Annotated in this window: 8 protein-coding genes; 2 read left to right on the top strand and 6 right to left on the bottom strand. The window is 40.1% G+C overall.

What is annotated here, in order from left to right; genetic code table 11:
* Positions 1 to 7: 7 nt before the first annotated feature.
* Positions 8 to 1,219 carry an acyl-CoA dehydrogenase gene (locus N6A79_RS02550; protein WP_268546859.1) on the bottom strand — a complete coding sequence of 404 codons (1,212 nt, stop codon included), beginning with the start codon at positions 1,217 to 1,219 and terminating at the stop codon, positions 8 to 10.
* 109 nt (positions 1,220 to 1,328) lie between these two features.
* Between N6A79_RS02550 and N6A79_RS02545 the strand changes: the two genes are divergently transcribed.
* Positions 1,329 to 2,240: a LysR family transcriptional regulator gene (locus N6A79_RS02545; RefSeq protein ID WP_268546858.1), complete on the top strand. Its 912-nt coding sequence runs from the start codon at positions 1,329 to 1,331 to the stop codon at positions 2,238 to 2,240.
* A gap of 51 nt (positions 2,241 to 2,291) precedes the next feature.
* On the opposite strand, the gene N6A79_RS02540 is transcribed toward N6A79_RS02545, so the two are convergent.
* Both N6A79_RS02540 and N6A79_RS02535 read right to left on the bottom strand, forming a co-directional pair.
* Complete coding sequence (locus N6A79_RS02540) at positions 2,292 to 3,224, bottom strand: electron transfer flavoprotein subunit alpha/FixB family protein (protein ID WP_268546857.1); 933 nt, start codon at positions 3,222 to 3,224, stop codon at positions 2,292 to 2,294.
* Positions 3,225 to 3,237: 13 nt separating this feature from the next.
* Complete coding sequence (locus N6A79_RS02535; RefSeq protein ID WP_268546856.1) at positions 3,238 to 3,987, bottom strand: electron transfer flavoprotein subunit beta/FixA family protein; 750 nt, start codon at positions 3,985 to 3,987, stop codon at positions 3,238 to 3,240.
* 625 nt (positions 3,988 to 4,612) lie between these two features.
* Between N6A79_RS02535 and N6A79_RS02530 the strand changes: the two genes are divergently transcribed.
* Positions 4,613 to 5,536, top strand: a complete 924-nt coding sequence (locus N6A79_RS02530; RefSeq protein WP_262079774.1) for a hydrogen peroxide-inducible genes activator — start codon at positions 4,613 to 4,615, stop codon at positions 5,534 to 5,536.
* A 210-nt stretch (positions 5,537 to 5,746) separates the two neighbouring features.
* On the opposite strand, the gene N6A79_RS02525 is transcribed toward N6A79_RS02530, so the two are convergent.
* The 3 genes from N6A79_RS02525 to N6A79_RS02515 all read right to left on the bottom strand — a co-directional run bounded on the left by N6A79_RS02525 (position 5,747) and on the right by N6A79_RS02515 (position 13,955).
* Complete coding sequence (locus N6A79_RS02525) at positions 5,747 to 11,665, bottom strand: YadA-like family protein (RefSeq protein WP_268546855.1); 5,919 nt, start codon at positions 11,663 to 11,665, stop codon at positions 5,747 to 5,749.
* Between the two features lie 774 nt (positions 11,666 to 12,439).
* A complete protein-coding gene (locus N6A79_RS02520; protein WP_182418755.1) occupies positions 12,440 to 13,093 on the bottom strand; it encodes a hypothetical protein in 654 nt (217 codons plus the stop codon).
* 292 nt (positions 13,094 to 13,385) lie between these two features.
* Positions 13,386 to 13,955 (bottom strand): invasion associated locus B family protein, encoded by a 570-nt coding sequence (locus N6A79_RS02515; RefSeq protein WP_182418754.1) that lies wholly within the window; start codon positions 13,953 to 13,955, stop codon positions 13,386 to 13,388.
* Positions 13,956 to 13,957 lie beyond the last annotated feature (2 nt).

Here is a 13,957-nt window from a genome sequence, read left to right as displayed (position 1 = left end):
CCTAATTTTAAAAAAATGCTTGAATATCTGTTTGTGCTCGCCCTAAAATTAAAGCATGAATATCATGGGTGCCTTCATAGGTATTTACCGTTTCAAGATTTTGTGCATGACGCATCACATGATATTCGATCTGAATACCATTGCCACCATGCATATCACGCGCTTGGCGCGCAATATCCAAAGCCTTGCCCGCATTATTGCGCTTGATAATCGAAATCATTTCAGGCGCCATTTTACCTTCATTCATTAACCGCCCAACCCTTAGTGATGCCTGCAAACCAAGGGCAATTTCTGTTTGCATATCGGCAAGCTTTTTTTGGTAAAGCTGATTGGCGGCAAGCGGTCGTTTGAACTGAATACGCTCTAAGCCATATTGCCGTGCACGAAGCCAGCAATCTTCTGCCGCCCCCATTGTCCCCCATGAAATACCATAGCGCGCGCGGTTCAAGCAGCCAAAAGGCCCACTTAAGCCCTGCACATTGGGCAGCATTGCATCATCGCCCACTTCAACCCCATCCATCACTATTTCACCAGTGATTGATGCACGCAAAGATAATTTGCCGCTAATTTTAGGGGCGCTAAGACCTTTCATGCCCTTTTCAAGAATAAAGCCGCAAATAGCATTATTATGGGCGGCAGATTTTGCCCAAACCACAAAAACATCAGCAATAGGGGCATTGGAAATCCACATTTTTGTGCCATGCAGCCGATAGCCACCGTCTATTTTTTCAGCCCTTGTGGTCATGCCACTTGGATCAGAACCAGCATCAGGTTCAGTCAAACCAAAACAACCAATGAGATCACCAGCAACAAGACCGGGCAAATATTTATCACGCTGCACTTCTGAGCCAAAGGCATAAATCGGGTAAATTACCAAGGACGATTGGACACTCATCATCGAGCGATACCCTGAATCAATTCGCTCTACTTCTCTTGCAACAAGACCATAAGCGACATAGCCTGCATTCGCTGCCCCATATTTTTCTGGCAAGGTGACACCAAGCAGCCCCGCCTGCCCCATTTTTTTAAATAATTGTGGATCTGTTTCCTCATCAAGATAAGCTTCTTCAATGCGCGGCAATAATTCCGCCTTCGCAAAAGCGGCAGCCGTTTCCTTAATCATCCGTTCTTCATCGCTAAGCTGATCATTTAAAAAAAATGGATCCTGCCAATTAAATGCAACCCCCTTGGGTGAATGGGAAGCCAATCCACTAGACATTTTATTCCTCCTAATATCCCAACTTTTTCTGTCTTTAAGATAAGCATTGCACTTTGATAATGATAACGCTATTTTACTTTAAGGTAATGTATAAAATGCATAGGGGAACATGCGCTCACGCCGATTAATGCCATCAATCAGCCAATTAACTGCGTTTGAAGCGGTTTTAAAAACCGGCTCAACTGCGGCCGCAGCGCGTGCGCTTAACCTGACGCAAAGCACGGTAAGCCGTTTGGTACAAAACCTTGAAACGCAATTAGGACAACAACTTTTCCATCGCCGATTACAAAAACTCGTCGCAACCAAAGATGCACTCACCTATGCCGACCACATTGCCAAGGCTTTAAACCTTATTGAAAATGCTAGTGTACAGTTAACAAGCCATAGCGACACGCTGTCACTTTCGGTTTTACCGGCTTTTAGTAGTGATTGGCTTGTGCCACGCCTCGCCAATTTCAATAAAGCACATCCGCAAATTTTTGTTAAACTTGCCACAAGATTAAAACACTTTAATTTTGACAAGGAAAATTTTGATGCAGCCATCCACTTCGGTGAGCCTGATTGGCACAATGCCAATCATATGAAATTATTTGAGGAAAAATTAACGGCTTATATTTCAACAGCGCTTTTAAATGAAAAACCAATTAAAACTATCAAAGATATGGAAGGGCTAGCATTATTGCAATTAGAAACCCGCCCCAAGGCTTGGGAAAACTGGTTTACACACCAAGGCGGCCAACCACCAAGTTTTAAAACCGCAATGATTTTTGATCATTTTGAACCAATGATGAAAGCAGCAATGGCTGGTCTTGGCGTTGCACTTTTACCGCAATATTTAGCCCATGGCGCAATGGAAAGTGGTCAGCTTATACCTATATTAAAGCCTAATATTGACGGTTTAGGCAGCTATTGGTTGGTTTGGCCAGAAAAGCAGGCAAACCACCCACCACTTATTGCTTTTCAACAATGGTTAAAAACCATTGTTGAAAAGCGCTCAATAGTGGAAAAAAGGCATCAATAGCCGAATAATACGCCTAAAGATGCCCCTTATTTTTAAATAGTCCACCAAGAATTAAAACAAGTCGTTTAGCTTTGGTACAATATCAAATAAATCGCCCACTAAAGCATAGTCAGCAATTTGCATGATCGGTGCTTCTTCGTCCTTGTTAATAGCAACAATAATGCCTGAATCTTTCATGCCAGCCAAATGCTGAATTGCGCCAGAAATGCCAATGGCAATATAAAGTGCTGGCGCAACCACCTTACCAGTTTGGCCAACCTGCCAATCATTAGGGGCATAGCCTGCATCAACCGCCGCACGACTTGCACCAATCGCAGCGCCTAATTTATCAGCAAGCGGCAATAAAAGCTGCATGAAATGTTTTTCTGAACCAAAGGCACGTCCACCTGATACAATCACTTTCGCAGAGGTGAGTTCAGGCCGCTCATTGGCAGTAACATCAGCCTTGATAAACTGCGATAAGCCTTTATCTTCCGGTACGCCAACGGCTTCAATTCTGGCATTACCGTTTTCTTCTACAGCACCACTAAACGCCGTTGTGCGCACAGTGATAACCTTTTTATCCTCACTGCTTTTTACCGTCTCAATAGCGTTACCAGCATAGATGGGGCGCTTAAATGTGTTGTTATCAACCACTTCTACAATGTCTGAAATCTGCATCACATCAAGCAGGGCGGCAACGCGCGGCAATATATTTTTACCCCGAGATGTTGCAGGACTTAGCAAATAATCATAAAAATTACTGCGTGATAGCATGAGATCGGCAACAGGCTCTGCCAATTGGTGCTCAAGATGGGGAGCATCCCCTACCAATACAGCTCTAACCCCAGATAGCTTTGCAGCAGCAGCGGCAATATTACCAACATTATGCCCCGCAATTAAAATATCAATATCTCCACCGATTTTTTGCGCTGCAAGCAATGTCTTTGCCGTTTGTTCGGAAAGGTTTACATTATCATGTTCAGCTAAAATAAGAATTGCCATTTTCATCCCTTCCTTAAAAAATTCCGGCTTCATTTTTAAGTTTAGCTACCAACTCTTCAGCGCTTGTAACCTTAATACCTGCTTTGCGCCCCTGCGGCTCTTCAACTTTTAAAACGCTTAGACGTGGGCTTGCATTAACACCAAGTTCTTCAAGACTCAATTCATCAATTGTCTTTTTCTTCGCCTTCATAATATTAGGAAGGGAAGCATAGCGCGGCTCATTCAAACGAAGATCGACCGTTAAAACGGCGGGCAGCGTCACTGCAATTGTTTCAATACCGCTATCAACTTCGCGGCTAACAATTGCCTTATCACCAGCCATTTCCAATTTTGAAGCAAAGGTTGCTTGCGGCCATGCCAATAATGCAGCAAGCATTTGACCGGTTTGATTGCTATCATCATCAATTGCTTGTTTGCCAAGAAAAACCATATCAGGCTTTTCATTTTGAGTTACGGCCTTTACCGCTTTAGCTACATTTAATGGTTCAACAACATTATCGGTTTTAACCAAAATGGCGCGATCTGCCCCCATAGCAAGACCAGTACGCAAAACATCTTGGGCAGCTTGCGGCCCGACAGACACCAAAACCACTTCATTAAAATTCCCGGCTTCCTTTTGGCGGATCGCTTCTTCTACTGCAATTTCATCAAAGGGATTCATCGACATTTTAACATTGGCAAGGTCAACACCTGAACCGTCACTTTTTACGCGAACTTTAACATTATAATCAACGACACGCTTCACACAGACCAAAACCTTCATGTTGGCATTATCCTTTCCAATTAGGGTTTACATAGTGCGCCAATATATGAAATATTACTGACAAAGATGCCACATTTATGGCTTATAATATTTCCAACCGAAACCTTACAATAGCAAACCTACTAAACCCATTCTGATACCCTATGTAAAGCGTGAAATATCTCTTTACATAACTCTTTTTGTACAAAACCACCCTTTTTTAGGAGAATTTTAATCAAGTTTTCAGCTACAACCTTTAGTGAAAGAATGATACATTTAATTTAAAGGCGCAAATTGAGTTGCCAAATTAAAAATTATTCAAATAAAAATTATTTTGCCGGAAAACTAATTAATTTAACATTAATCAAGCGCTTGAGTATTTAAAATTAAGCTAATAAATTGTAAGACTGCCAAAGCGGACAAAACAATCAAAAACCAGTATATGCTTTATATTTCTTTGTAAAAGTGGAATTAGTTTAATTTAATTAGGAATCTTGATTAATAAAAAAATTAAAAATTAAATATACTTTCTAAATTAGGCATAAAAAAGAAAATTTATTTAATGTAATTTCTAATTAAATCAATAATTTATTTAATTTTATAATATTTTGCATATAAATAAATTCTATTCAGTCGGGAATTATTTATGTTTACTATAAGACAAATGCGCTATTTTGAAGCTTTAGCCACAATTCGGCATTTTGGCGCCGCTGCTGATAAAGTTGGAGTATCACAACCAGCATTATCAGTACAAATTGCCGAAATGGAAAAAGCAATTGGCCTACCCCTTTTTGAGCGTATGCCAAAAGGCGTTATATTAACGACTACTGGACGTGACTTTTTGCCGATTATTCGTTCTATATTGAAGCAAGTGAAAACTCTTGATGAAATGTCGTCGCTGTATCGCGGTCCCTTTCATGGGATTTTACGTATTGGCATTATTCCCACTCTTGCTCCTTATCTCTTACCTAGCCTTTTACCTGTAATCAAACAAAACTACCCCAATCTTTCATTAGAATTACATGAAGCGAAAACAACGACATTAGCAAGTGAATTAGCTATCGGCAATTTAGATTTAGCACTGGCTGCCGAACCTTTTCCTATAGATGCTGTAAAATCTAAACACTTATTTTCTGACCCGTTTTACCTTGGCACCTCGAAACAAGAGCAGCGTTACAATAACGGCGTAGATAATGTCGATGATATAGATATTACACAATTACTTTTACTTGAAGAAGGCCATTGTTTACGTGATCAAGCGCTCGATATTTGCAGCGCCAATAATTATTTACAAGAATATGGTGCAACCAGTCTTACCACGCTATTGCAATTAGTTGCTAATGATTTTGGCGTAACGCTTATTCCACAAATTGCTTGTATCGATGATAGCAATTTAAAAAATTTGAAAATTTTAAACTTCAAACATAGCCATCCTAAACGTGACATTTCATTATTTTGGCGAGAACGCAGTCCTCGCGATAAGGAATATGAACAATTTGCCGAAATTTTGATCAATGTGGTAAAGCCATTACAAAAGAAAGCAAATCAAAATATACAACTACAAGAATAATGTCTTTAGCAAAAGTGATGAATAGTTTTGAATAAAAAGTGCTCATTGCAAGCACATCTTAATTAAATTTTTAAAAAAAGCTATCGGTTAATTTACCCAATAGCCCAATTTATTATATATGTTTTGTCATCAAAAATAATTAATGCATTATGCCCTTGCCAAACTACATTTAAGCGCAATATGGCAAGGGTTTATTTATGCAGTTCCCGGTTAATTCAACGTGAAGCTAACACCGGCACCAACACCAAAATCACCACCGGCAGATGTAGCTGTAACATTAGCACGTACTTTACCTGTTTCAGATGTATAGCCAGCACCTACTGCAAAAGCACCTTCACTCTTCCAGAAGCCACCACCAGCTGCAATACTTATCTTGCCAGGGGTTGAATCAAAACGTAAGCTAGAGGCTGCAAGTCCGATAGCGGCAGCTTGTCGTGCTTCTTTACGAACATCATTAATACTACCATTGAGCTGATTAAACTTAGCATCGGTATAATAATTAGCTTGTTCAACCGAATTCTGAGTCATGCTTTCAATTCTCTGATCTGTATAAGCTTTGGAGTCATTAAGTGTGACTTGCATTTGCTCCTTGGTATAATCATAAAGCTGACCACCATTTACCGCCTGCTTTGAATCTTTCTCAATCTTGCCATCTGCCACATTATTTATAACAACTGGCTTACTGGCATCAGCTCCTTTCAGACTAATTGAATTGGTTTTATTACCATTTTCGTCCTTATCATAGGTTACAGCATTAGTTGCCACATCATTGACGTTACTTTGAATTTGGTCAATCCTTTGATTAGTATCCCAAAGCTGTCCACCATTTACTGCATCTTTTGAGTTTTGAGCGATTGTACCATTTTCTACATTAACAATCTTATTTGGTTGGTTATTCTTGGATCCGGCATCATAACCTCCAGCACTTTCGTCATAACGCAAGGCATCCTCATCTGGACCCATATTATCTATTTGGCTTTGCACATCACTGACACGTTGGTTAACATTATCAATACTACTGCTAACGCCAGTAAGGGCATCACCAACATTTCCATAATTTGCGGTGGTCTTATTGCCGCTTGTATCAATTTGACTAATCAAAAAATTAGGGGCGGTCCAAGTACCATTAACAAAGGCTGCACCAGCACCTAGGAAACTTGCTATCTGACTATTTGATGAGTAAAGTTGTCCACCAGTTACTGCATCACTAGAATTTTCTTCCAATGACCCATCTGCAATATTCGTTATTTTACTCTTGGTTACTTCACCATCAACTGTACGGCCTGCGTTAAAAGCACCTGCTGTATCATCCCAAAGCAATGCATTGGAACTAAGATTGCTTACATTGCTACTAACTGCTTCCACCTTATCATTTACAACATTAATGTTGGTATCCAACTGAGTTAATGCACTGTCAACACTATCATAAGTAGAAACTAATGAACCAGAACGCAACATCCGCGCATCATTAGCAACGATGGTTGAAATCTGAAAGCTTGGCAACACACCATTGGCAAGATCAGCACCACCACCAAGTGCACTTGACGTAAGGTTCGCAACTGAGTTTATACTCTCATTGGTCGAATATAATTGCGAACCATTGATAACATCAGTTGAAGTTGCGCTTATATCGCCTGCCGCAACATTGGTGATTTTACTAGCTGTTGCTTCACCATTGTCATTATTGCGAGAAGCATTAAACGCATTTATCGTCGTATCCCATTTAAGTGCATCTGTGTCTATACTATTAATCTGCCCTTTAATTGCATTTAAACTTGTATCAACACCGCTAAAAGCTGAACTTACATTGTCATAAGCTGTCCCTTGAATGCTAAAGCTTGGCGCTGTACCATCTGTAATATCACCACTGCCAAGTGCAGCGTTAATATTTGTAGCATGGTCATTAACCTTGCTATTAAGCGCAGTTACATTGCTATTGGTCGTTGCCAAATTTGCATTGGTTGTATCAAGATTAGTATTCGTCGTTGCCAAATTGGTATTGGTTTCGTTTAATTGCTTACCAGTTACTGCATCTGTTGAAGTTTCTGATAAGGTTGCATCAGCAAGATTAGTTACTTTCTTACTCGCAGCATTAATACCTGATGTTGTCACACTTGGACCATCAGCAATTGTAAGACCAGTTGCGGTAAGGGCTGTTGAGCCATCACCAACAGTGATTGCAAGACCATTCGTATTCAATAAAGAATTACCGGCTTTAACACTGCTTACATCAATATTTTCTGCAAGTTCAAAGCTGATATTGTTGTTGTCTGTTCCTTTTGTAACCAACAAATTACCAGAACTTCCAGCACTAAAATCAACGGTTGCACCATTACCAATCTTGGTAGAATTTTCACCACCAACGGAAAGGCTCCAAGAAGCGCCGCTGATTGCATCACTTAACTGACCATAATTTACCGCGTCACTATCAGCAGTACCATTGGCAACGCCAGTAATTTTTTGAGCTGAACCGTTACGGGTCGCCGAAAATACACCGCCGCTATATTGTAAAGCATTGGCTTGAAGGCTAGCAATATCAGTAGAATTTGTTGCAATATTGGTGGTGTTGGTTGCAATATTATCCTTATTGGTTGTGATTGCGCTATCAGCTGCAGATAATGCAGCAGCAACGCTGTTCTTTACAACGCCTTGAATGCTAAAGCTTGGCGCTGTACCATCTGTAATATCACCACTACCAAGTGCTGCGTTAATATTTGTAGCATGGTCATTAACCTTGCTATTAAGCGCAGTTACATTGCTATTGGTCGTTGCCAAATTTGCATTGGTTGTATCAAGATTAGTATTCGTCGTTGCCAAATTTGTATTGGTTTCATTCAATTGCTTACCAGTTACTGCATCTGTTGAAGTTTCTGATAAGGTTGCATCAGCAAGATTAGTTACTTTCTTAGCTGCAGCATTAATACCTGATGTTGTCACACTTGGACCATCAGCAATTGTAAGACCAGTTGCGGTAAGGGCTGTTGAGCCATCACCAACAGTGATTGCAAGACCATTCGTATTCAATAAAGAATTACCGGCTTTAACACTGCTTACATCAATATTTTCTGCAAGTTCAAAGCTGATATTGTTGTTGTCTGTTCCTTTTGTAACCAACAAATTACCAGAACTTCCAGCACTAAAATCAACGGTTGCACCATTACCAATCTTGGTAGAATTTTCACCACCAACGGAAAGGCTCCAAGAAGCGCCGCTGATTGCATCACTTAACTGACCATAATTTACCGCGTCACTATCAGCAGTACCATTGGCAACGCCAGTAATTTTTTGAGCTGAACCGTTACGGGTCGCCGAAAATACACCGCCGCTATATTGTAAAGCATTGGCTTGAAGGCTAGCAATATCAGTAGAATTTGTTGCAATATTGGTGGTGTTGGTTGCAATATTATCCTTATTGGTTGTGATTGCGCTATCAGCTGCAGATAATGCAGCAGCAACGCTGTTCTTTACAACGCCTTGAATGCTAAAGCTTGGCGCTGTACCATCTGTAATATCACCACTACCAAGTGCTGCGTTAATATTTGTAGCATGGTCATTAACCTTGCTATTAAGCGCAGTTACATTGCTATTGGTCGTTGCCAAATTTGCATTGGTTGTATCAAGATTAGTATTCGTCGTTGCCAAATTTGTATTGGTTTCATTCAATTGCTTACCAGTTACTGCATCTGTTGAAGTTTCTGATAAGGTTGCATCAGCAAGATTAGTTACTTTCTTAGCTGCAGCATTAATACCTGATGTTGTCACACTTGGACCATCAGCAATTGTAAGACCAGTTGCGGTAAGGGCTGTTGAGCCATCACCAACAGTGATTGCAAGACCATTCGTATTCAATAAAGAATTACCGGCTTTAACACTGCTTACATCAATATTTTCTGCAAGTTCAAAGCTGATATTGTTGTTGTCTGTTCCTTTTGTAACCAACAAATTACCAGAACTTCCAGCACTAAAATCAACGGTTGCACCATTACCAATCTTGGTAGAATTTTCACCACCAACGGAAAGGCTCCAAGAAGCGCCGCTGATTGCATCACTTAACTGACCATAATTTACCGCGTCACTATCAGCAGTACCATTGGCAACGCCAGTAATTTTTTGAGCTGAACCGTTACGGGTCGCCGAAAATACACCGCCGCTATATTGTAAAGCATTGGCTTGAAGGCTAGCAATATCAGTAGAATTTGTTGCAATATTGGTGGTGTTGGTTGCAATATTATCCTTATTGGTTGTGATTGCGCTATCAGCTGCAGATAATGCAGCAGCAACGCTGTTCTTTACAACGCCTTGAATGCTAAAGCTTGGCGCTGTACCATCTGTAATATCACCACTACCAAGTGCTGCGTTAATATTTGTAGCATGGTCATTAACCTTGCTATTAAGCGCAGTTACATTGCTATTGGTCGTTGCCAAATTTGCATTGGTTGTATCAAGATTAGTATTCGTCGTTGCCAAATTGGTATTGGTTTCATTTAATTGCTTACCAGTTACTGCATCTGTTGAAGTTTCTGATAAGGTTGCATCAGCAAGATTAGTTACTTTCTTAGCTGCAGCATTAATACCTGATGTTGTCACACTTGGACCATCAGCAATTGTAAGACCAGTTGCGGTAAGGGCTGTTGAGCCATCACCAACAGTGATTGCAAGACCATTCGTATTCAATAAAGAATTACCGGCTTTAACACTGCTTACATCAATATTTTCTGCTAGTTCAAAGCTGATATTGTTGTTGTCTGTTCCTTTTGTAACCAATAAATTACCAGAACTTCCAGCACTAAAATCAACTTGGCTTCCAAGGCCAACATTGCTTGCATCACCGCCACCAACGGATATGTTCCATCCTTGGGCAGCATAAGCACGCATTTGTTTGAGCTGTGCGATATTAACTGCATCAGTATCATTAGTACCTGCTGCAAGACCAGTAATTTGTCTTGTTATGGTTGAACCACTGCCAACACTGACTGAACCTGTGGTACTAACCCAAGTACCACCAGTCGTTGTAGATGCTGCGTTGCTGAAAGGATCAAAACCTGATACGCCAGCATCAATCGAAGCGATAGAATTTGCCCCAAGAGCAACGCCACCGACGATTGAACTTTGAGCACCATCACCAATTGCTATAGATAGATTTTTTGACGCAGAAGATCCTCTGCCAATGGCTAACGCCGAAGTGCCAGCTGCACTTGATTCACCTGCTATGGCAATAGCATCATCTCCAGTTGCAGATGCGCCCTTCGTTGCATTGCCGCCAAGTGCTACTGCACCTGCACCGCTAGCAATTACCCCAGCATCGGAACTGCCGTTGGCGGTAGAACCCAATGCTGTCGCATTAATACCTGTAGCTTGCGCGTTGGAACCAATAGCAATCGCGTTTTTTACTGACGCATAAGATAAGGTACCCAAAGCAAGAGCATCAGTGTCCAATGCCTGTGCCGACAAACCAAGCGCGATCGTGCCGCCCGCATTTGCTACCGAGCTCTGCCCCATCGCAATACTTGCTGTACCATTAGCTTGTACATTCATACCAATAGCGGTTGAAGACACGCCTAGAGCTTTGGAATTACAACCAACGGCAAAAGAGTTAACGCCATATGCATTGGTTTTATTATTAACTTGTGCGCTATTTGCAAAACCATGGAAAGTTACATTGCCAAATGATTGCTCCGCGCTTTGATAACTAATTATACCTGAATTAGCTGCCGCGTTCGAAGGGTCGGCATAGTCTCGGCTAACCGATTGAGAACCAAAGCCATACATTCCGCCCAAATAGGTACTCGCATCCGTACCATAAACGCCAGAATAAACAGTATCACCAGCAAAAATAGAGCAATCACCGTCACCCACCATAGCGATACCTGTGTTACTTGTATTAGCGCCACCACCACCGCTAGAACCAGGTCGTGTTTGTGGGGGCGAACTTGCAGCTATACCACTATCTGATATTGCAATAGCAGCCTGTGCAGTTCCAACCTGAAATGATGTGAAACAAACACCGGCAGACAACAATGCAGCAGCAGCTTTCTTTATATCAAACCGAGGGAAATAACTATTGTTAAGCTTGACCGCAGAAGCACTAGATGCCAATTTTTTCAATTTAATGTTTGTGGAATTTCTCATGATAACATCCATTTCTATGATCAAAGCGCCAATAATTGTAACCGCATAACATTTATCGCATTTCAACAACAAAGTATTAAATCAAAAAAAACGCAAATTTTTAAATAACTAAATTATAATCTACTGAAAACGAATTATTTTTCAAATATAACCTTAACTTTATTTAAATTAAACAAATATTTTAAAAAGAATATATTTTGATTAAAATCTAATTTATTAACGACTTAATTATAATTAACTAAATCATTTATTTACGACCGATTTTTTTGATTTAATAACAAATGAACGTCTACAAAGACATTTGGTTCCATTTTTTTTAAGAAACTTATAACACTATTTTAACTAGCAATTTAAAAGACTAAATCGCCAACAAAATTGGACACTAAAATGAAGAAAAATACTTCACCCTAAAGCTTTGATAAGGTGTAAAAAGTGGGGGCTTCCATAACAAGATTTTATGGATATTAAATAATGCGATTAAGATTTTACATATTTAAATAGGATGTACCGGTTTAAATGGGAGATTCCGGCACGGTGCGAATATCGACAATTTTTTCAATGGCCTATTTGAAAACCACTACATCTTAGCAAGCAGGAAATGTTTTCGCAAAAATTTTAATTGAACTCTTAAACGAAAAAAGGCCCCTCTTGAAAAAAGGAGCCTTTTCAATAAATATAATTTTTAAAAGAAAAATTTTAAATGCCAACACAAACGCTGGATGTAAAAACCTACTTACTTTTTAAAAATAGCAATCATATATGTAAATTGCCAATCTATTTTTTATCAGTTAAATTAAGCGAAGTAACAATGACACAGCTCGTTTCGGATGCAGGCATAAGCATTACATTAAAATTATTGGGTAGTTTGAATACTGCAGTTGCAGTCAAATCCTTAAGGCGTTCACTACCTGCGGGTAATTGCTGTGCAATTTCACCACATGATTGCATTTGCAAAATTGTCCGTGTCAAAACACCAGCACAGCCATTAGGTGTTGGAGCAGCAAAAACAACGCCTGTACCACGGCCATTAGTAGATGTATACACCTGTCCGATCAACGCGCCAATTGGATTTTCATCAGCGCCCTGTTGGCTACCTGTATAAATTGCATCATAAGTTGAACCGCTAATAACTGCATCACCCAGATTAGAGAAAAGCGCTGCACATTTTTTGGCACCAATTTCCTGGGCTTGTTTGGCAAATTCATTATTAATCATATTTGTTGCATTGCCTGTTTGCGGCTCGGTTGCAGCTGGTGCTTGTGGTGTGGTTGAGCCACTCAATTTATCGGCAACCAAAAATCCAGCAATACCAATAAGAATAAGCACTAGTAGAATAAGCCAAAATACTGGCTGAGCCAAAAATGACTTTTTCTTGGGTTTGGTTTGATAGATAGAAGATGGCGAATTATTATTTTGATCTGATGTCATTTTTTCCTGCTTTCCCCCCGACAATATCCACAAAGCGGAATGCAACCAAGGGCAAAATATGTGCAATTTTTTAAATCTTAAACAAAATTAAAAAATAGCATCAATACAAATAGAAGAATTATTGCAATAAGCGATCAGCAATCACTCCAATTACCTTTCACTTTTACAAATTTATCTCGCAACAAATGTTATAATCTAGAAACCTTGATACTAATTTCAATGTCTAATAACCATAGACAAAAAGTATTTATGTCAATATGCTTTTAGACTTATTTAACAAGTAATCCAACAACTACTTTATCGATTGCACTGCTTCTTTTAGGCCTTTCAATGGCGCATAAAATTGAAAATTACTGCCATCTTGCAACGGATAAGAAATAAACGCCATCGCTCCTGTATCAATTGCTGCGCTAAGCACTGGTCCAACCCGCGTCTGTGCTAGACAAAGCGATTCATTACAATCAACATAATCGATATTTACTGGCTCCTTGCGATTTTGAAAGAACATTTGTATTGGCTTGGTTTTATCAGCTGTCGGCAATGCCCGAAGCAAAAAAAACGGCTGCCCATTATCACTCGCAGCTAGCGACCAACTAAAAACCACATTGCCTGTGCGATCGACAATTGATTGCGTAACATTGCAAACCTGCTTTTTAGCAGGCAAGTCCTCGTCACAGATAAGCGTCCAATTATTAAATTGCATAATCGCACGGCGAATCTGACCAGGTTCACCATCGGGCACTGAAAGCTCAGGCGGATGAGGAAAGTAGTTTTGTTCTGGCTGTTGTGAAAAGCTTTCGCCTCCCCCCATTAGGGAGAAGGCGAGAGCGATTATTGTAAATTTAAGTTTTTTCAAAACCATAA

Source organism: Bartonella sp. HY761, from assembly GCF_026743145.1.
Classification (GTDB): domain Bacteria; phylum Pseudomonadota; class Alphaproteobacteria; order Rhizobiales; family Rhizobiaceae; genus HY038.
Note: the sequence above shows the minus strand (reverse complement) of the source record. Positions and strands in the feature narration are given on the sequence as shown.

What these genes read in the sequence shown, in the direction of transcription:
- N6A79_RS02525 (WP_268546855.1), bottom strand. Translation starts at nt 11,665, where the DNA reads ATGAGAAATTCCACAAACATTAAATTGAAAAAATTGGCATCTAGTGCT.
- N6A79_RS02520 (WP_182418755.1), bottom strand. Translation starts at nt 13,093, where the DNA reads ATGACATCAGATCAAAATAATAATTCGCCATCTTCTATCTATCAAACC.
- N6A79_RS02550 (WP_268546859.1), bottom strand. Translation starts at nt 1,219, where the DNA reads ATGTCTAGTGGATTGGCTTCCCATTCACCCAAGGGGGTTGCATTTAAT.
- N6A79_RS02535 (WP_268546856.1), bottom strand. Translation starts at nt 3,987, where the DNA reads ATGAAGGTTTTGGTCTGTGTGAAGCGTGTCGTTGATTATAATGTTAAA.
- N6A79_RS02530 (WP_262079774.1), top strand. Translation starts at nt 4,613, where the DNA reads ATGTTTACTATAAGACAAATGCGCTATTTTGAAGCTTTAGCCACAATT.
- N6A79_RS02540 (WP_268546857.1), bottom strand. Translation starts at nt 3,224, where the DNA reads ATGGCAATTCTTATTTTAGCTGAACATGATAATGTAAACCTTTCCGAA.
- N6A79_RS02515 (WP_182418754.1), bottom strand. Translation starts at nt 13,955, where the DNA reads ATGGTTTTGAAAAAACTTAAATTTACAATAATCGCTCTCGCCTTCTCC.
- N6A79_RS02545 (WP_268546858.1), top strand. Translation starts at nt 1,329, where the DNA reads ATGCGCTCACGCCGATTAATGCCATCAATCAGCCAATTAACTGCGTTT.